This window comes from Cupriavidus oxalaticus (assembly GCF_016894385.1).
GTDB classification, from domain to species: Bacteria; Pseudomonadota; Gammaproteobacteria; order Burkholderiales; family Burkholderiaceae; genus Cupriavidus; species Cupriavidus oxalaticus.
Map to the genome: position 1 here is coordinate 3,782,352 of NZ_CP069812.1, position 18,654 is coordinate 3,801,005.

Annotated in this window: 10 protein-coding genes; 1 reads left to right on the forward strand and 9 read right to left on the reverse strand. The window is 65.2% G+C overall.

Translation table 11 applies throughout. The annotated features are described in order from the left end of the window. Window position 1: 1 nt before the first annotated feature. Window positions 2-1,138, reverse strand: coding sequence for a TRAP transporter substrate-binding protein (locus JTE92_RS29920; protein ID WP_063240032.1), 1,137 nt, complete (start codon window positions 1,136-1,138; stop codon window positions 2-4). A gap of 583 nt (window positions 1,139-1,721) precedes the next feature. Here JTE92_RS29920 and JTE92_RS29925 point away from each other — a divergent pair. Next, on the forward strand, window positions 1,722-3,335 hold the full coding sequence (locus JTE92_RS29925; RefSeq protein WP_371136937.1) for a carbohydrate porin: 1,614 nt from the start codon (window positions 1,722-1,724) through the stop codon (window positions 3,333-3,335). Here JTE92_RS29925 and JTE92_RS29930 read toward each other — a convergent pair. The 8 genes from JTE92_RS29930 to JTE92_RS29965 form a co-directional block, all read right to left on the reverse strand. Further along, window positions 3,319-4,050 (reverse strand): aquaporin, encoded by a 732-nt coding sequence (locus JTE92_RS29930; RefSeq protein ID WP_063240030.1) that lies wholly within the window; start codon window positions 4,048-4,050, stop codon window positions 3,319-3,321. The two genes, JTE92_RS29925 and JTE92_RS29930, sit on opposite strands and share 17 nt — an antisense overlap. Window positions 4,051-4,399: 349 nt before the next feature. Continuing rightward, entirely contained in the window at window positions 4,400-4,864 is a 465-nt protein-coding gene (locus JTE92_RS29935; RefSeq protein ID WP_063240029.1) for a hypothetical protein, read from the reverse strand. Window positions 4,865-4,977: 113 nt separating this feature from the next. After that, window positions 4,978-5,394, reverse strand: coding sequence for a recombinase family protein (locus tag JTE92_RS30595; RefSeq protein ID WP_306431165.1), 417 nt, complete (start codon window positions 5,392-5,394; stop codon window positions 4,978-4,980). Between the two features lie 369 nt (window positions 5,395-5,763). Beyond that, window positions 5,764-6,219, reverse strand: a complete 456-nt coding sequence (locus tag JTE92_RS29945) for a toxin-activating lysine-acyltransferase (RefSeq protein ID WP_063240027.1) — start codon at window positions 6,217-6,219, stop codon at window positions 5,764-5,766. Then, window positions 6,216-7,634: a TolC family outer membrane protein gene (locus tag JTE92_RS29950; RefSeq protein ID WP_084254676.1), complete on the reverse strand. Its 1,419-nt coding sequence runs from the start codon at window positions 7,632-7,634 to the stop codon at window positions 6,216-6,218. The genes JTE92_RS29945 and JTE92_RS29950 overlap by 4 nt, the downstream gene beginning before the upstream one ends. Then, window positions 7,634-8,968, reverse strand: coding sequence for an HlyD family type I secretion periplasmic adaptor subunit (locus JTE92_RS29955; protein WP_063240025.1), 1,335 nt, complete (start codon window positions 8,966-8,968; stop codon window positions 7,634-7,636). The genes JTE92_RS29950 and JTE92_RS29955 overlap by 1 nt, the downstream gene beginning before the upstream one ends. After that, window positions 8,961-11,138, reverse strand: coding sequence for a peptidase domain-containing ABC transporter (locus JTE92_RS29960; RefSeq protein WP_063240024.1), 2,178 nt, complete (start codon window positions 11,136-11,138; stop codon window positions 8,961-8,963). The genes JTE92_RS29955 and JTE92_RS29960 overlap by 8 nt, the downstream gene beginning before the upstream one ends. Window positions 11,139-11,280: 142 nt before the next feature. Then, window positions 11,281-18,651, reverse strand: coding sequence for a cadherin-like domain-containing protein (locus tag JTE92_RS29965; protein ID WP_084254674.1), 7,371 nt, complete (start codon window positions 18,649-18,651; stop codon window positions 11,281-11,283). Window positions 18,652-18,654: the final 3 nt, after the last annotated feature.

An 18,654-nucleotide genomic window follows, 5' to 3' on the forward strand; every position in this document is an offset into this window, starting at 1 on the left:
CTTAGAGCTTGCGCGCGAAGCTGAACTGCGAGAACGCCTGCTCGGCCACGTTGAACCAGGCGGCCTCGTTGTTGCGGAACACGCGCCAGTCGTCGTAGATCTTCTTGAACGACGGGTTCTTGGCGGTCTCGTCGGCGTAGGCTTCCTGGGTCGCCTTGAAGCAGGCTTCCATGATTTCCTTGGAGAACGGGCGCAGCTTGACGCCGTTCTCCAGCAGGCGGGCCAGCGCCTGCGGGTTGACCGTGTCGTACTTGGCCATCATGGTGGTGTGGGCCTCGATGGTCGCCGTTTCCAGTGCGCGCTTGTACAACGCGGGCAGCTTCTCGAACTCGCTGGCCGAGGCGTAGAACGACAGCTGCGCGCTGCCTTCCCACCAGCCCGGGTAGTAGTAGTAGGGCGCCACCTTGTAGAAGCCCAGCTTCTCGTCATCGTACGGGCCCACCCACTCGGCCGCGTCGATGGTGCCCTTTTCCAGCGCCGGGTAGATGTCGCCGCCGGCGATTTGCTGCGGCACCACGCCCAGGCGCGACAGCACCACGCCGGCGAAACCGGCGATGCGGTACTTCAGGCCCTGCAGGTCGGCCACGGTCTTGATTTCCTTGCGGAACCAGCCGCCCATCTGCGCGTTGGTGTTGCCGCCCAGGAAGTTGACGACGTTGTATTCCTTGAAGAACTCGCGCATCAGCTTCATGCCGTTGCCCTGCAGCATCCAGGCGTTCTGCTGGCGCGCGGTCAGGCCGAACGGCACGGTGGTGTCGAAGCACAGCGTCGGGTTCTTGCCGAAGTAGTAGTAGCCGGCGGTGTGGCCGATCTGCACGGTGTTGTTCTGCACCGAGTCCAGCACCTGCAGGCCCGGCACGATCTCGCCTGCCGCGAAGACCTTGATGTTGAACTTGCCGTCGGTCAGTTCCTTCACGCGCGCCGACAGCAGCTCGGCGGCGCCGTAAATGGTGTCGAGCGACTTGGGAAAGCTCGAGGCCAGGCGCCATTCCACAGCCGGGTTGCTGCCGACCACGGCCGGTGCTGCCGGACCGCTGGCGGCGGCCGGCGCCGCTTTCTCTTCACCCTTGCCGCACGCGGCCAGTGCCCCGGTGGCGGCAACGGCCGACGCTTTCAACAGAAAGGAACGACGTTCCATCTCTACTTCTCCTCTTATAGATTTTGGTTCGGATGCTAGCGCGCGGCTCGCTTGAAGCCTGGCGCCGGACCGTGACGCACATGCCGCCGGCGATCGTGTCGATAGGCGGCCTGCGCACGCTGTGCCTGTTGCGAACGGGCACGGCGGCGTGCCCTGCATGGCCGGGACTTGCGTCGCACGGCGAGGGCTGTCTTACCCGAAAGACAAGCCAGCCGATTATAGCGGTGGCCCTTTCGGCACGGAGCATCGCGCCAATGCGGGTTTTCGCTAGTCGATTGCGACAATGCGCGTGTGATTTTCGCATTGTGGGACGAGCAACACTGCGATGGATTTTGTAACCCGGCTTGCGGTCAAATGGACCGACTGATAAAAAACAGTCCCCGCCATTGGCGGGTTCCTGTTCGCTCCGGCCGAGGGATTGGCCCGCTGGCATCGTTGTTTGTTGTCCGTCTTGCCGTTCGTCTTGCTGCCCGTCTTGCTACCCGTCTTGCCGTCCCCTTCCCGCCGGCATACCGCCGTCCTGCCCTGCCCGAGCGCTGCCGCCGGGCCGCGCGGCTGGCCCGTGCGCCGCTTCGGCTTTGCCGTGCTGGCCGCCTGGGGGCTGGCGGCATGCGCGCAGGCGGGCGGGCCGCTGGCGGTGGCCGCAAGCGATGGCACGCAGCCGCCGCGCATTGCGCCGCGTCCGGCGGTGCCGCCGCTGGTGCTGGCCGCGAATACGACGGCAGTTCCCGGGCAGTCGACCGTCCAGCCTGGCGCTGCGGCCCCTGCGGGCCAGGACGACCCGCTGGCGGCGCTGATTGCCGGCCATGGGACCCCGCCGGCAGCCAGCGTGCCCGATCCCGGTTTCGTGGGCCCGCCCGAGCCGCCCGAGCCGCCCGCGCCCCCGCAACCGCCGCTGGTGCTGTTCCCGCCCCGGCTGGGCGAATTCCAGCCCGATCCGCCGGCACAGCTGGCAGAAGCCAGGACGGATGCACCGGCGGACGCACCCGGGGACGCCGCGGCCGTCAACACGGCCCAGGCACCTTCCGAAGCCCCGCCTGTGCTGCGTTCGCAACTTCCCGCCGACGATCCCGCGGGCGACTCGGTGTGGCGCCTGGGCTACAGCGGCCGCGCTGCGGTCGAAGACCGCCCCGCCACCATGCGGGCCTGCCCGGGCGGCGCGCTGTCGACCGGCATCGGCAGCGGACTGGCCTGCCGCAGCGCCGGCGAAGTGAAGATCCGCGAGTCGGTACTCGACCTCGATGGCGGTGCGCAGGTAATGCTGATCGCCCAGGCGCGCGGCACCGACGCCACCACTGTCAACGGCCGCCCTGCCGCGATCGATCCCTACGCCCTGGTGCCGCAGTTCTATACGGCCGTCAGCGGTCTGGCGGTGCTGGACGGCGCCACCATGTGGGCCGGCCGGCGCGACAACGCGCCGTTCCTGATGTCGTCCGGGCTATTGCCGCCCAATTCCACGGCGATGCGCTTCGGCGTCGACAATGCCAAGGTGATCGGCGACATCGGGCTGAGCTACCAGTACACCGCGCGCGCCGACCAGAACGGGCAGAACCTGCCGAGCTACCACTCGCTGCGCACCGCGCCGATCCCGACCAACGACAAGGGCTCGGTGCAACTGGGCTTCACTCGTGTCGAAGCCCAGCCGATGGTGGATGACACCGGCGGCGCATGGTGGGCGTCGGCGCTGCACGAGCAGAAAGGCGTGCTGTACGGGACCAATCGCCTGGGCATGCAGTTCGGCTCGGGCTCGCGCAATGCCATGACCGGCTATACCGGCATGGGGCCGTCGCTGTCGCGCATGCGCGTGGCGGAATCGATCGAATGGAGGGGCCGCTCGGGGCTGGGCGGCGCGGTGGAGCAGAGCCTGCAGTTCGATCGTTCGCCGGTCGGCACGCTGCAGTGGACCACCACGCGCGTACGGCCTACCTATGTGGCGAGCGACCAGTTCCGCCTGAACTTCGAGGTATCGCACGACCAGATTTCGTCGGGCTTCGGCGTCGGCGGCCAGCGCACCGCCCTGACGGTGGCGCCCACGCTGACGCTGGGCAAGTCGGCCGGCAACGCCAACCTGCGCGCGTTCTATACCTACAGCCGCGCCAGCGACGTGGACGGCATCGGCTATACCGCGCCGGCCGACGCGTGGGCGTCGCAGGCCAGCGGCTCGATCTTCGGCTTGCAGCTCAATCGGCGCTGGTAGCGCCAGTCTGCCAGCTGCGCCGAGTGGAGGCGGCGGTCGCTGCGCTGTCGGCAGCCGCCGGCTTGCGGCACAGCCAGTGGAACACCAGCGTCGCCGCCAGGCCGCCGCCGAGCTGCGCCAGCACGAAGCCCGGCACATCGACCGGCCGGATCCCGGTGAAGGTATTGGTCAGCGCGCAGGCAATGGTCAGCGCCGGATTGGCAAACGATGTCGACGACGTGAACCAGTAGCCCGCCGTGATATAGCCCCCCACCACGAACGGCACCAGCTGCGGCCGGCTGCGCAGCGTGCCGATGCCCACGCCGACCAGCCCGAAGGTTGCCACGCATTCGCTCCACCACATCGATGCACCGGTACGCGCCTGGCCCGACCACGCCAGCGCCGGCTCGCCGAACATCGCATGCGCGGCCAGCACGCCGCACACGCCGCCCGCCAGCTGCACCGCCACGTAGCGCAGCGCATCGCGCGGCGACAGCGTGCCCTGCACCAGCGCGGACAGGCTCACCACCGGGTTGAAGTGCCCGCCGGACACCGGCCCCAGCGAGACCAGCAGCGCCACCAGCCCGGCGCCGGTCGCCAGCGAATTGGCCAGCAGCGCCAGCGCGGTATCGCCGGCGGCAAGGCGCTCGGCGCGGATGCCCGAGCCGACCACGATCGCCACCAGCAGCGCCGTGCCCAGTCCTTCGGCCACCAGGCGGCGGGCGCGCGTACTCATCGCTGCGCTCCGATACCGGCGCGGTGGCCGGCGGGCAAGCGCAAGGTAGCGCCAACGGGGGCGAGACCGGTGGGGAAAGTTTGCAGCGGCAAGATCGACAACGTCGCCTGAGACGACGCCTCATACGGTGGCATTCAGCGGGAGAGGTCCGCGCGAAACTGGAGCGCGATGCCCGGCGCGGACGCGACAGTGTTCCGCCGGCGCCCCGGAGCGTCAATGCGCGGCCGCTCTGTTGTGTGCTGACGCCGGGTATCGAATCGACACCGCGGGGTGGCTCTCGTCGCCGCAGGCTCTTGCCAAAGCTGTCCGGCTCATGCGGCGACTCGACAGCGCCCGACCTGAGTTCGCGTCAGCGCAACAGGAACGCGATATCGTCCACGCCGATCTGCGACACCGGGATGCCCTTGCGGCGCTGGAACAGGATGTGCTGCTGCACGCGGCTGCGCTGCCCGGCGAAGACCGCCGGGTCGATCGGCGTCCCGAGGCGCATGTAGTGCTGCACCAGCAGCTTGTAGGCGCGATGGCGCACCTGCATGGCCTCGGCGCTGGCACGCAGCCGCCGGATCTCGGCCGGACTGCGGTCCACCGCCTGGTGCAGTTCGTCGACGGTGCGGGCGTGGAGCTCGCGATAGACATCGCGTTCCGCCTCGGCGTGGTGCAGCGCATCGCGCAGCTCGCGGATCTTGCGCTGCAGCTTCAGCGCCTGCGTCACCGCCTGCTGTACCTTGCCTGCCGCGCCGAGCGCTTGGCTCGCCGCCGTCATGGTGCTCTTCCACAGGCCGAGCTCGCCGGCCGACCCGATCAACGTATTCATCTGACCCCCCGGTAGAAAGGACTTCCTGGGCCGGGTACCGCATTGTTCTGCTGCCGAGTGCGGTTTTGCCGGCGCGCGACGCCCTGCCGGGTGAGAAGTGGGATGGCAGGGCGTCAGGCAATCCTAGAGATACCTATAACGGGTGCCAAGTAGAAGATATTTACTTCTGGGTTGGGTGTTGCGTGGCAGACAAGGACATTGGCCATGTTGCTTGTGGGCCGGCGAATGATCGACGCGGTGTCCCAAGGCAAAAAGCCCGGCTGTCGCAGGTTCCGGATCATCGGGAATCCCACGAGGCTGTGGGCGCGCAGCAGACTCCCGAACCGCTTCGATAGGCGCCGCTGGTCCATCGGAACGATCACCTCAAAGGCGTCGTCCTTGCGGATCCATTCGGATGGCGGATTTTGCCGATGCTTGATCTTGAGCTTGAAAGAGGTGCGGTTGTAGACGTTGTTTCCGATGTACTTTTCGTTGGTCAGAATCTGGTGGATGGAGCCACGGGTCCATGGCCGGTCGACATCGTTGCGGATACCTTCCCGATTGAGCCCGAGGCGATGACCCGCTCGGGCATTCCGCCTTCGAGGAACAGGGAGTAGATGCGATGCACGACGGCAACTTCCTCAGGCGGAACGGGGATCAAGAGGACACGATCCGTCTGAATGCTCTTCTTTTCGCCACGCCGGAGGATTCCCTTGATCGGATGATCTTCGTCCAGCAGCTGGCGCCGCAGGCCGAACCCGCAGGTCCTCCTTGCCGATAGCCACCATGCAGAATCAGCGTCCGATGTCCGGCGAAAACTTTTACCGATAGTGTGGCTCAATAGATTGCCACCCTGACTTGCCGGCTTCCACAGGTTCCTGATGTGCTTCGCCGATGACAGTCGAACACCGGCGGCGCGACTAGAGTTCGAGCACATGCATCGTTCGCTCGCCCTGCGGCGCCAATTGATGTAGCACCTTGCCGTTGAGAACCGTGGCCTTCAGATCGTCCAGCACTTCCTTGGCGCCATCATAGGGCGCGATCAGGTCAATGAGGAACACCCTATTGCCAGATTTCCAGTCGCCCGGCGCCAGTTGGTATGGCGGCTTGGCAAAGCGCTCGGCCACGGCATCAGACAGACAGGCCCAGGTCACGAAGGCCGTAGGCATCTCCCCCCGCATGTACAGCTTGGCCTGTTCCAGGATCAGCGGCGGCATCACGCGCCACTCCAGATCGGCAAAGAAGCTGTGGCGGGTGGTCGGGTTGTTCATCATCAGCCAGGACACCGGTCCCAGCAGCGGAATCTTCTTGATGACGCGCTGTGCCTGTTCGGCTGCAAACTGCATCAGCTTTTCGTTGTCGGTCGGGATGGTCATTGGATGCTCGTCCTTGGTTGCTTGGTATTGGAGGCTGTGGGCATGGCAGGCACCGTAGGCGTTTCCTGTTCCAGATTGTTGGTCAGCAGTGCATTGACAGCTAGCACGTCCGACTCGGTCAGCGTGCCGGCGGCTGCCTTAAGGCGCATGCCCTGCAGGATCGTGTCGTAACGGGCCCTCGCAAGGTCGCGTTGCGCCGCGAAAAGCTGCTGTTCGGCATTGAGCACGTCGATGTTCACGCGCGTACCGATCCGGTAGCCGATCTTGTTGGCGTTCACGGAATCCAAGCTCGATGTGACCGCCGAGGTCAGCGCCTCCACCTGCGACAATCCGCTGGTCACGCCGCCATACGCTTGCCGAGCCTGCGTGGCTGCCTGACGTCGCGCCGCTTCGAGTTCAGCCCGCGACTTGTACCGGTTGGCAATTGCCTCATTGACCCGCGAATTGACCGCGCCGCCCTGGTAGAGCGGGATCGTCAGTTGTAGCCCGATGGTGCCAGAGCGTACCCGGTTCTCGATGTCCGCCGGTGAGGTCATAGAGCCCGAGGTGTAGTTGTTGCCATAGCCGGCCGTGAAGTCCAGCGTCGGCAGGTGCGCGGCCCGGTTCTTCGACACCTCCTTCTCGGCCACTTCGGTGGCCGCCACCTGGGTGCGGACCGCCGGATTGTTCGTGCGGGCGTTGTCCATCCACGCCGCCACGTCCATTGGTTCGGGGCTCGGCAGGCTGACGTCGGCTCTGAGGCCCGCCAGCGGCTCCGGAAGCGTGCCGACAATGCGCTCCAGTTCGGCCTGCCTGGCCTCCTGGTCGTTGAGCGCCTGCACCAACTGCGAGCGCCCTAGATCGTGCCGGGACTGCGCCTCGTACACATCGGTAATGGTGGCTTCGCCCACGTCATAGCGGCGCTTGGCCAGTACTCGCTGTTGCTCGACCGCTTTCAGCTGCGCCTTGGCGACCGTTACGCTGTCGCGCGCCGTCAGCAGGTCGAAGTAGGCCTGCGACGTGCGCACGATCAGGTCGCTCTCGGCCTGGGCGAACTGAGCCTGTGCCTGCTCGACCTGCGCGCCGGCCTGCGCTACGCCGAGCCAGTTGGCAACGCGGATCACGGGCTGGGAAAGCTGCAGGTTCCAGGCCCAGTTGTTGACATTCCGGTCCTGGTACGGGCTGCCGGCAAAGCTGGCCTGCCCGTTCTGGCGCCCGCCATTGCCGTTCAGGTTCACGGTCGGCAGCACGCCGGCGCGGGCCTGTGGAAGCTTCTCTCGGCCGGCCTCCAGCGCATAGCGCGCCGCCTCGAAGGTCGGATCGCCACCCTGGGCGAACCTGTAGACGGACAGCAGATCAATGGCGGTGGCAGGTGTAGCGGTCAGCGCCACCAGCACCGTCAGCGCGGTGCCAGTCAAAATATGCTGTCTTGCCATCACCGCTCCCGCAACGCTTCGTCCTTGTAGCGCAGCAGCGGCGACAGGAAGTAAGAGATCATGCGGCGCTCGTCCACGCGGATGTCCGCCGTCACGCTCATGCCGGGCGTGAGCGTGCCCTTGCGCCCGTTCACCGAGTTCGGCGTGGCCGCCGAGGCGAGCCGGATGCGCACGGGATAGATCGGCCCCAGCTTCTGGTCATTGATGGCGTCGGTGCCCACCCATTGGACTGTGCCTTCGATGTAGCCAAAGCGGGTGAAGTCGAAGGTCTCCACCTTGGTGATGACGCGCTGGCCGGGCTTGACGTAGCCGATGTCCTTGTTCTGCACCTGGGCATCTACTTCCAGCGCCGTGTGCTCCGGCACCACGGTTGCCACCGGCTGGGCCTGCGTGACCACACCGCCGACGGTGGTCACGGCCAGTTGCTGCACCACGCCGTCAATCGGGGCGCGCAGGATCTGCAGGTCGCGGCGCTGGGTGGCCTTGACCAGTTCCAGTTCGGCGGTCGCGGCTTTGCGGCTTTCCTCAGCCAGTTCCGCCGAGTGGCGCGCGGCGAACTCAGCCACGGCCTGCGCGCGCTGCTGCTGCGCGGCGTTCAGGCCGGCGTTGGCCTCGGCCAGCCGGTTGGTCTGCAGGGCCAGTTCCTTCCGCAGGTTGATCAATTCCAGCCGGGTCTCGATCAGGCCCGTCTCGGCGATGTGGCCGGTCTTGACCAGCTCCTCGCGCATGTCGTTCTTCTTGGTCACCAGCGGCAGGCTCGCGTGAATCTGCTCCAGGCTGGCGGCGGCACCATCGCGGTCGGCGCGCTTGCGGGCGATCTCGGCGTCCAGTGCGGCCATTTTGGCACGGTGCTCGGCCAGCGCGCTGGTCAGCAGCGCCTGCTGCGTCCTGGCGATGTCATCAGGTAGCCCCTCGATAGCCGGCATGGTGGCTTTACCGTCGAGGATCGATGTCAAGCGCCGTATTTCGGCTTGGGCTTCCCAGTGGTCCCGTTGCAGACGGTCGCGGTCGGCGGCGGTCGTGGTCGGGTCCAGTTCGATCAGGACATCGCCGGCCTTCACACGCTGCCCGTCGCGCACGTAGATCTGGCGCACGATGCCGGCTTCGAGCGGCTGTATCACCTTGGACTTGCCCGAAGGGATGACCTTGCCCTGCGCGGACACCACCACGTCCATCCTGGCGAACACGGCATGGGTCAGCGCGATGGCAGCCATGCCACAAACCATCAGGGTAATCCTGCCGGCCTTTCCCGCCGGGCGGCGGCTGCGCACGCCGCTCGCGGCGCGCTCGAAATCGTCCAGCACCGGGTTCGGTGCGGGCTGTTTGTCAGACATGGAACTCTCCGGCGTTGGGGAACGTCTGCACGGCTTTGTGGTTGAGGGAAGAGAGTGGCTTGCTGAGCGCTTCAAGCGCGCGCGACGCCTCAAACAGCGAGCGGTAACGCCCTGGCTTGTCGATCAGGCTGGTGTGATGGCCCGCCTCGACCAGCTTGCCGTCTTCAAGCACCAGGATGCGGTCAGCCATGCGCAGCGTCGTCAGACGGTGCGCCGCGATGAACACGGTGCGGCCCGCGCAAATCTGGCGCAGGTTGTTGTGAATCACCTGTTCGGATTCGTAGTCGAGGCTGGCAGTGGCTTCGTCCAGCAGCAGGATGCGCGGATCGGTGGCCAGCGCCCTGGCGATGGCGATGCGGGCGCGCTGGCCGCCCGACAGCAGGCAGCCGCGCTCGCCGATCACCGTGTCATAGCCTTGGGGCATCACGTTGATGAAGTCGTGCGCGCCTGCCAGCCGCGCAACGTCCATCACGGCCTCGAAAGAGAGGCTGGGCTGGCCGAGCGCAATATTCTCCATTGCTGTCAGGTTGAAGAGCGCAGCGTCCTGTGCGACGACACCCACCTGCGAGCGCAGCCAGTGCGGGTCAGCCGACGCCAGATCGATGCCATCCACCAGCACTCGCCCGGACTGCGGCACATAGAGGCGTTGCAGCAGGCGCATCAGGGTGGTCTTGCCCGCCCCGGAAATGCCCACCACGCCGATGATCTCGCCGGTCCTCACCTTGAAGTTCACGTCGGACAGGACGGTCGGGCCGTTCTCGTGGTACTTGAAGCTGACGTTGTCAAACGCGACTTCGCCAATGATGGTTGCACGCCTGTTACCGGTCGTGGCGGCTTCGGGCTGCGCATCCATGATTTCCGCCAGGCGCTTGACCGAGACACGCATCTGCGTGAATTCCTGCCACAGCGATGACAGCTTGAGGATGGGCGCATTGACCCGGCCAGAGAGCATGTTGAATGCGATGAGCCCGCCCACGGTCAGGTTGCCATCGATGACCTGCATGGCGCCAACGCCCAGCAGGATCACTGTTAGCAGCTTGCTGGCGGTCTGGATTACCAGGTTGGTCCAGTTGGCGGTATGCCCCGACTCGAAAGCCGAGGTGACATAGCGGGCCAGGCGCTTTTCCCAGATGCGCCGCCAGCTCGACTCGATGGCTTGGCCCTTGAGGGTTTCCATGGCGCCCAGGGTTTCGGCAAGGAAGCTCTGGTTCTCCGCGCCCAGGGCGAACTTGTCTTCCAGCTTCTTGCGCAGCAGCGGGCTGACCAGATACGAGGCGCCGAAGAAGATCGGCAGGAAAGCCAGCACGATGAAGGTCAGCAGCGGGCTGTAGTAGAACATCACCGCCAGGTAGACCACGGCGAACAGCAGATCCAGCCAGGCGGTCAGCGCCTGTCCGGTCAGGAAGTTGCGCGCAGACTCCAGTTCGCGCACACGGGCGATAATCTCGCCCGAATTGCGGCTGTTGAAGAACGACATCGGCAGGCGCATCAGGTGTGCGAAGAGTCGCGCCCCCAGTTCCACGTCTACGCGGTTGGTCGTATGCGAGAACAGGTAGTGGCGCGCGCCCGACAGCAGCATCTCGAAGAACGCTACACCGGCCAGGGCGATCAGCATCACTACGAGCGTAGCCTGGCTGCGGTGGGTGAGCACCTTGTCGATCACCACCTGGAACGCCAGCGGGGTCATCAGCGCGAAAATCTGCACGAAGAAGGTTGCCAGCAGCACCTGCGCCATCTCGGTCTTGTACTTCGACAGGGCATGCCAGAACCAGGCGAAGCCGAACTTGCGGCGCTCCGGGTCGAGCTTTGCCACCACCGCATCGGTGCTGAGGGTACCGCTGACCCAGGTACCGGAGAACTCGCGGGCGAAGTCTGCTGCCTTGACCGTCTCGGCCTTCTCCGACCCGACACGCTGGATCAGCAGGTCATCCCCCTCCGCACGGCCCACTATCACCGCATCGCCTGACTGGTCGAGGGCGATGACCGGCAGTGCTGCCTTTGCCAGTTGCTGGACTGTGCCGTGATGCATACGAGACTCGAACCGCAGTTCGCGCAGCGCGTACTCAATGGATTGGGCAGCGGCCTCGACGCCCTTGCCAAAGTTGCGCCAGTGCTGCTCAATCTCGCCACCTGCAGCCACCTCCTGCAGTCGTGCGAAGAAGGTGACCACCTGCGCGTTGCGCTCCGGCGTTGAGGCGGCTTGAGGAGCCGCAGAAGAGGAAACGATATTACTGGACAAAAAAGCGCTCCCTACGGAATGGGCGCGACGCGCCCATTCCGGCCTTGGTTGATGCATTAAGAATGAAGCGGGATCAGTTCTGGTAGCCGGCCCCCATGGCGAGGTCGTTCAAGCCCGCCTGCGCGGCGCTGGCAATGATTTCTGCCGGCGTAGGCTCGTGCGGCGGCACATAGCCGAACTGCCCCATATCCTCACGCGGCAAAGCGGTATTGCATGCCTGGATGAACACCGCCACCCACCGGTTCATCTCATCGTCTGACGGCCATCTCGACGCCCATCCACTTTCGTTAGATGCTTGCGCTGAGTGGGCCTCTTCAACCTGTGCTATTGCAACCTGGTCTGCGGCCAGCGCAGAGTGGTCATCTGGCTCTGCCGGCACGATGCCGGCATGGACTTCCTCCAGGTACAGGGCGAAGCTCGGCAGCGGCACGTCCTTGCCCGCGAACATCACGTCGGCGGCTTCGCTCTTGCTGCCGTCGGTGTGCGTGATCTCAATGGTGCCGAACACCACATTGCCGTGATCGAGGTGAGCGTCGCCCTTGCGGTCCAGGCCAATCGAGGCAATCCCGGCTTCGTCGAGAGACGTGTGCTCGGCCTGAGTGAATTCGCCGTTGCCGTCAACGTCCTGCACCACCTTGAACCGGCTCCAGCCGGCATCCGCCTGGTTGATCTTGCCATCGTGGTTGGTGTCGAAGGCCGCCAGCGCTTCCACGTCGGTCTTGGCTCCTGGCGCGAAGTTGGTCAGGCGCGTTTCCTCGATGGAAATGCGACCGTCGCCGTCGGCGTCGTAGCCCAGCACGCCATCGGTCGCTGCCGCCCAGCCGATCTGCTCGGTCTTTCCGTCGTGATTCACATCCGCCTTGACCTGCGACTGGTCGGCGGCCAGCAGTTCCGTCCCGTTGCCGTTCAGGTCCAGCACCACCGGCGTGAAACCGCCGCTGGCATTGGTGCCCTTGTGGGTGGCATCGATCACAACATCGGTGTAGCCCCCCTGGGGGTCCTGGACGCGGATGGTGAAATTGTCCGCGCCGTTGTACGGGTCGCCACGGTGGCTGAGATACTGCCAATAGTCGGTCGCCGGCAGGAGGTGCCCGGCCAGCCAGGTGTGGCCCTCATAGCTGGGCGTGAAGGTATCGACGTAGGCATTGGCATAAGCGTGCCCGTGCTGCGGCCCCTGGGCAATCGAGATGACGATGGCAGCCGAATCGCCGTCCGGGTCGTAGGCGACGATGCGGCCCATCTGCCGTTGCGGATCATCTGTCGGCAGAACGTAGACGGCAAGGTCTACACCGCCCGAATTCGCCTGCGTGAAGCTGTCGATCTGATCCAATGCGAGCGGCTTCAGCATGCCGTTCAGGTACTGGGCCGGCGTGTACGGGCTGCCATTCGCGCCGAGCAACTGGCCCTGCGCGGCCAGCGACTTTGCCAGCGCCTCATCATAGAGCGGCTGGAAGTAGTGCAGGTCCCGGTTGTGATCGGCATCGTAGGAAGCCCAGATCGGCCCGCCACCGTCGACCGGTGCTTCGGAGCCGACCTGCGGCGCAGGCCCGTAGTAATAGCCGAAGATCGGACGGCCATACTCGATGGCCTCGATCACCGGCGCATCGTTGACCGCTGCCACGTTCAGGTATGCGGTGGCCCAGGTCTGGCCGCCATAAGGATCGGACACCAGGTACTGGAACGACGCCTGCCCGTAGAAGTCGGGGTCCGGCGTGAAGCGCACCTGCCCGTCGGCCTGGATTTCGACCGTGCCGTGCTGGGCGTTGGCGACCTGGGTGACCGACAGGGCATCGCCGTCCGGGTCCGCGTCGTTGCCGAGGAACTGCGCGGTGTTGATGATGAACGGCGTGTCCTCGTAGCCCGAGAAGCCATCATCGACCGCGACCGGCGTGGTGTTGATCTTCTCCAGGTTGACCGCCGTGGTGGCGGTGGCGAAGCCGCCCGCGCCGTCCGAGATGGTGTAGGTGAAGTGGCCCTGCGCGCCGGGGTAGCCGCCATAGCCGGGCTCGGGCAGGAAGGTGACCGAGCCGTCGGCGTTCAAGCGCACCGTGCCGTGCTCGGCATCCGACACCCCGACAATGCGCAGATCACTATGCGCGTTGTCGATATCGAAGTCATCGGCCAGCAGGGCCGCCGCCGTCATGGTGATGGCGATGCCCTTGCGGCCATCGACCACGTTGTCGTTGGCAATCGGGGCGTCATTGACCGGCGCCACGTGGATCGTCGCGGTAGCGGTCGAGGTGGCCCCGGCCGCGTCGCTGACCTCGTAGGTGAAGCTGGCATCGCCAAAGAAGTCCTGGTCCGGGACGAAGCGGATCGTGCCGTCCGGGTTCAGCGAGACCGCGCCGTGGGTGGCGCCGTTGACACGGGTGATCGTCAGCGCTTCGTGCGGGTCATCCACGTCTGCATCGTTGGCCAGCAGCGCCGCCGCCTCGATGGTGAGCGCCGTGTCCTCGGTGCCATCGATCACGTCGTCACGCAGACGCGGGGCGTCATTGACCGGAGCCAGGTCGATATCGACTCGCGCGGTGGTGGTGGCGCCGTGCGGGTCCGAGACGGTGTACTCGAAGCTGGCCGGCCCGAAGTAGTCGGCTTCCGGGATGAAGCTGACCGAGCCGTCCGCGTTCAGCCGGACCTCGCCGTGCTGGGCGTTGCCGATCGCCACCAGCGTGAGGGAGGATTGCAGGTCGTCCACGTCGCGGTCGTTGCCCAGCAGGCTGGCCGCCGTGAAGGTGGGCGCTTCATCTTCGTTGCCGCTGAAGGTCTCGCCGGTCACAATCGGCGCGTCGTTGACCGGCGCCAGGTCCACGGTCGCCATGGCCTCGGTGTAGCCGCCCGCGCCGTCGTAGACGGTGTAGAAGAAGGTGGCCGTGCCAAAAAAGTCCTGCTCGGGCACGAAGCGGATCTGCCCGTCCGGGGTCAGTCCGACCGTGCCATGCTGGCCGTTGCGCACGGAGAACACCGTCAGGTCCGAATGCGGGTTGTCCACATCGGTCTCGTTCGCCAGCAGCGTCGCCTGGTCGATCAGCAGGACGGTGTCCTCGTCGGTGGCGATGGTCTCGCCCGCGACCACGGGCGCGTCATTGACCGGGCGAATCTCCAGGTTGACGGTGGCAGGCGTGAGGCCGCCATTGCCGTCCGAGACCCAGTAGACGAAGCTGGCCGGACCGAAGTAGTCACGATCCGGCAGGAAGCGGATATTGCCGTCGGCATCGAGCCTGACCAACCCGTGCTGGGCATCCGACACGCCCAGAATGCTGAGCACGTCGCCGACCGTGGGCGTATCCACGTCGAAATCATTGGCAAGCAGCTGGGCGGACGACAGCAGAATCCCGACGTCCTCGTCCATTGCCACGTTCTCGCCCGCCGTGACCGGCGCATCATTGACCGGGGCAATGTCGAGGTAGACGCGCCCGAGCGACTGCAGGCCATACTCGTCCTCGACCACGTAGCGAAAGAGCGTCGGCCCCCAGTAGTCGCGGTCGGGCGTGTACACCACGCGCTGGCTGCCGTCGGGCTGGACCACGATGGCTACCGTGCCATGCTCGGCGCCGAACACCTCGACCAGCCGCAGCGGCTTGGTGATGAAGTTCTTGGTGGTGTCGTTCGCCAGCAGTACCGCCGCGTCGAAGGCATAACGGGTGTCCTCTACACCGGCCACATGCTCGTCCATCACGTCGGGCGGGGCCAGGCGTACGTCCTCACCGTTGGGACCGGTAACGGTCCGCTCGGGCAGTGGAGTAGTGGTTGCCGTGCCGGAACCTGTGCCATCCGGATTCTGTTGGGGTGCCACCGTCTCGATCTGGCTCGGGGCCACGTCCACCGTCAGGACTTGGTCCAGGCCAGAGCTGGCAGGGCGGCGGCTGGGCGGCAGCGACTCGACCGGGGGCGCTACGAACAGGGGCGGCGCGGCGGAGGCGATCGATGCGTCGGTTGCATCCGTGATGCCTGATACGCGGCTGACGGTGTTGTTGCCGCTGGTATCGACGGCCAGCGACGCATCCGGCTCAAGGCTGCCCGCAGCCTCGGCGCCGGTCACGCCGGCCACCATGCCGATGCCCACGCCAACCAGCGCGCCGGCGCCGCTAAGCGGGCTTTCGCTGCTCTTGATCCACTCATCCCGGATCGCGGCGTAGGCGTCTGCGGGATTCGTCGGCGCCGCGCTGGTGACGCGGCCATCGTCCGGGCGGACAGTCTCGGTGCGCTGCGGCGGCCTGCTATTGCTGGCGTTGCCCTTGGAGGTCAGGCGGCCATCGCCGGCATCGACATCCGTGGCCGTGGTCTCGCCTGACGTGAGTCCTTCGCCGTCGGACACGCGAATGTCGCCGACGGCAATGACGTCCTCGGCCAGGACCTGCTCATGCTGCTTGTCGCTGGCGGTGCGGATCGTGGTATCACCTTCCTCGACCCGCATTTCGCCGCTGGCGTCCTGGGCGGCCTCACCCCCATGGGTATGGCCGGCTTCGCCGGTGTAGTCGTGGGTGACAACCGCGTTCAGGACCGTCTCGCCGCCTTCCTTCGTGTGCAGCACTCCGGCAAAGGCGTCGAGCTGTCCGTCGCCGTCCGTGTCCACGAACGCCGCCTGATAGGCGTCGCCGCGTACATCCGCGGTCAGGTGCTGCTCGGTGACGCTCATGACGCTGCCGTCGGCGGCCCGCAGCACCGGCGGCGTGCTGGTGAAGTCCAGACTAGCGATACCCCGGTCGAGGAACGAGGCGAACTCGCCCTTGTCCGTCTGGCCGTTGCGGTTCACGTCCAGCCAGATGCCCAGCGCGGCAAAGGCAGGGTCGGACGCGTCCAGCCTTCCATCGTGGTTGATGTCCAGCCACTGCAGGCTGTTTCGTGCGTGACTAGCAGCCGCATCCGGGTCATTGGTCAGGATTTCGTTCTGGCTGATCCTGCCATCCCCGTTCACATCGATGGAAAGGATGCCCTGGTTGGCATTAACCCAGTCGGTTTGCTCGATATAGCCGTCCAGATCGACGTTCTTGCCGATCCGCCCGGGGTTCGCTGCAGCGGGCAGTTCGGGCTTGAGATCAACGGTCAGCGCGGTGAAGTGCTGGTGGACGCCGTCGGCGTCCTGCTCGGGCATGCCGGCTGCATCGTCGGGACTTTGCCAATCCTGGTTGTGCAACTGCTGCGCGACGCGCGCCCGGTTCTCGTCAATGCTGCCCGTGCCCGGAGGCGTCAGTGCCCCGTGTTCGTTCATGGCGGCCAGCACCGTCTCGGCCTCCCAGGCCGGCACAACTGCCTTGAACGCATGCGCTATGAATTCCTGCATCAGCGATGCCTGGCCTTCCTGGCCACGACTGCCGGCGCCATCGTAATAGCGCGTCTGCTCCTGACCGTTCTCGTCAATCCATTTCAGGTACAGGTGACCGGGCGCGCCGCCCCCGTCGCCGGCGATGTTGCCCAGGTAGCTATCCGGATCGTAGGCGTAGCCGATCGTCGGCAGGCGCTGCGGAATGATGGCGTAGAGCGGATCGCCGTTGGCATCGACCTGGGCGGCAAGCGACTGCTGCAGGCTATCGATGAGGCCCTGCAGCATCTTGGTCGGCGTGTCGCCGCCTTGCTCGGTATCGACGGTGGTCAGCACATGGATGCTGCCATCCGGATTCCAGACGGCGGTCGCTTCGCCTTCGAGCGTCGGGATATCGTCGTCGGTAAATGCCGCGCCAATCATCGCAACGGCCATGGCGGCGAATGCCAGCGGTGGGCAGTAGGACGCGTAGACCGTGTAGCCCATGTAAGACGCCGTGGCGCATGCTGCCGCAGCGGTGCCGAGCGTGGTGCTGGCGATCTGGTAGCCGTTGCCGTCCTCGATGGCCATCACCAGAGATACGATGCTCGCCACCAGGGCCAGGCCGCTTGCCGCCTGGCCCATTGTTCCCGCAAGGTCCAAGAGGCTGCCCGCTTCGGCAGCCCCAGCCTGGAACAAGGCCAGCCCTTCATCCTTGAGGAGGTTGGCGTAGATCAACGCTGCCTGGCTACCCAGGTTTAGGCCGGACGCCGCGATGCCCAAGCCGTCGCCATCCTGGATGGCGTTGTACAGGTTCAGACCCGCTGCCAGCGCGTTAAGGCCCGTCCCAACGCCGTTGGGCAGCAAATGTACGTCGGTGCGCAGCGCGTCCAGATTGGCCAGCATCGCCGCACTGGCGGCCGCGATGGCCACCGTGTTGCCCGCGTCGATGGCCTGGATGAGCGACAGCATGCTTTGCACGCTGCCGAGTACCGCAGTTGGGGTGACTGGTGATTCCGGTTCAGGTGTCACCGAGGGTGTCGTTTCAGGCGTCGTGGGGATTTCGCCGGATGACAAGCCATCTGTCGCCGGGCCGGCTACGGCAAGTTGGCCGTCCGCCTGGACCGAGACTATCTCGCCATGGAGACCTGTTAGGCGAACATCGCCGCCTTCGATGGATACAGTGGCAAGCACCTTTTGCTGTCCGTCGACCAGAACCCGCGTGCCGTCATCCAGCGTGTAAAGGGAAACGTCCCTACCGTAGAGGCGCTCGATGGTGCTTTGCCAGTTGGCGGTTCGTTCAGCGAAAGCCTGTCGCTGAGCAAGAATCGCCTCCTCTGTCGGCGTCGCCGCGTCGGAATAAGTGCCGCCATTGTCGACCAGTGGAATACTGTCGCCGCCGAGTGCCGCAAGCGCATTGCCGACACCATTTGCGCCGGTGGCATCCGAAAACAGTTTGTCGAAGATATGCTTGAACTGGTCCTCGACTTCATTGCGGATTTGCTGAAGTGTATTGACTGCATCCACCCCAATCGAATCAAGGAAGCCTACCTTATCCAACTGGGTGACAGCGTCGAGAAGATTCTGAAGCTCTTTTCCCGATGTCACCCCGGGGGCCTTTTCCAGCCAGTCCTTGGCCATGGCGCGGATGGAGGGATCAGGTGAGGATGCGGCCCCATACATGACCCCGAGCGTGTAGATGTTGGCTGATAATGCATCGCCGTAGGCACCACCCGTGTCGCGCAGCATATTCCAGTACTGCTCGACTTGGGCCGGGCCACCCATTTTTTCTATCACGCGAAACGGCGTGTCCAGGGTCCAAGCCCCGGGCCGAAGACCATTGTCCTCAAAGACCTTGCTGTGAAAATTCCACACCTCACGACTATTAATATCGCGCGTGACGGGCAGGCTGCCTTCATTTGTTTGTTGATATAGCGCGTCGAGATAGCCTTTCGCCATATCAAGCTTAATTCGCTCAATCTGCACGCCGGTTAGCGGCTTGCCTAACTCCTTGGCGAAGTTTTGCATGTAGGTCAGTGCCGACGCCCCTGCGATAGTATTAGCATCGGCCACGCCACCGGCCCATCCCGCGTATTTGTAGCCATACTGTTCAAACTGGCTGTAGACCTGAGATGGCGTTAACTTGCCAGAATTGAGTTGAAATCTAATTTCATTTAACGATTGTGCTGAGATGGACTTTGGCATGGG

Bases quoted from the DNA above. Each gene is read 5' to 3' on its own strand.
- JTE92_RS29955 (WP_063240025.1), bottom strand. From the start codon at position 8,968: ATGTCTGACAAACAGCCCGCACCGAACCCGGTGCTGGACGATTTCGAG.
- JTE92_RS29950 (WP_084254676.1), bottom strand. From the start codon at position 7,634: ATGGCAAGACAGCATATTTTGACTGGCACCGCGCTGACGGTGCTGGTG.
- JTE92_RS29930 (WP_063240030.1), bottom strand. From the start codon at position 4,050: ATGAGTACGCGCGCCCGCCGCCTGGTGGCCGAAGGACTGGGCACGGCG.
- JTE92_RS29965 (WP_084254674.1), bottom strand. From the start codon at position 18,651: ATGCCAAAGTCCATCTCAGCACAATCGTTAAATGAAATTAGATTTCAA.
- JTE92_RS29945 (WP_063240027.1), bottom strand. From the start codon at position 6,219: ATGACCATCCCGACCGACAACGAAAAGCTGATGCAGTTTGCAGCCGAA.
- JTE92_RS29920 (WP_063240032.1), bottom strand. From the start codon at position 1,138: ATGGAACGTCGTTCCTTTCTGTTGAAAGCGTCGGCCGTTGCCGCCACC.
- JTE92_RS29935 (WP_063240029.1), bottom strand. From the start codon at position 4,864: ATGAATACGTTGATCGGGTCGGCCGGCGAGCTCGGCCTGTGGAAGAGC.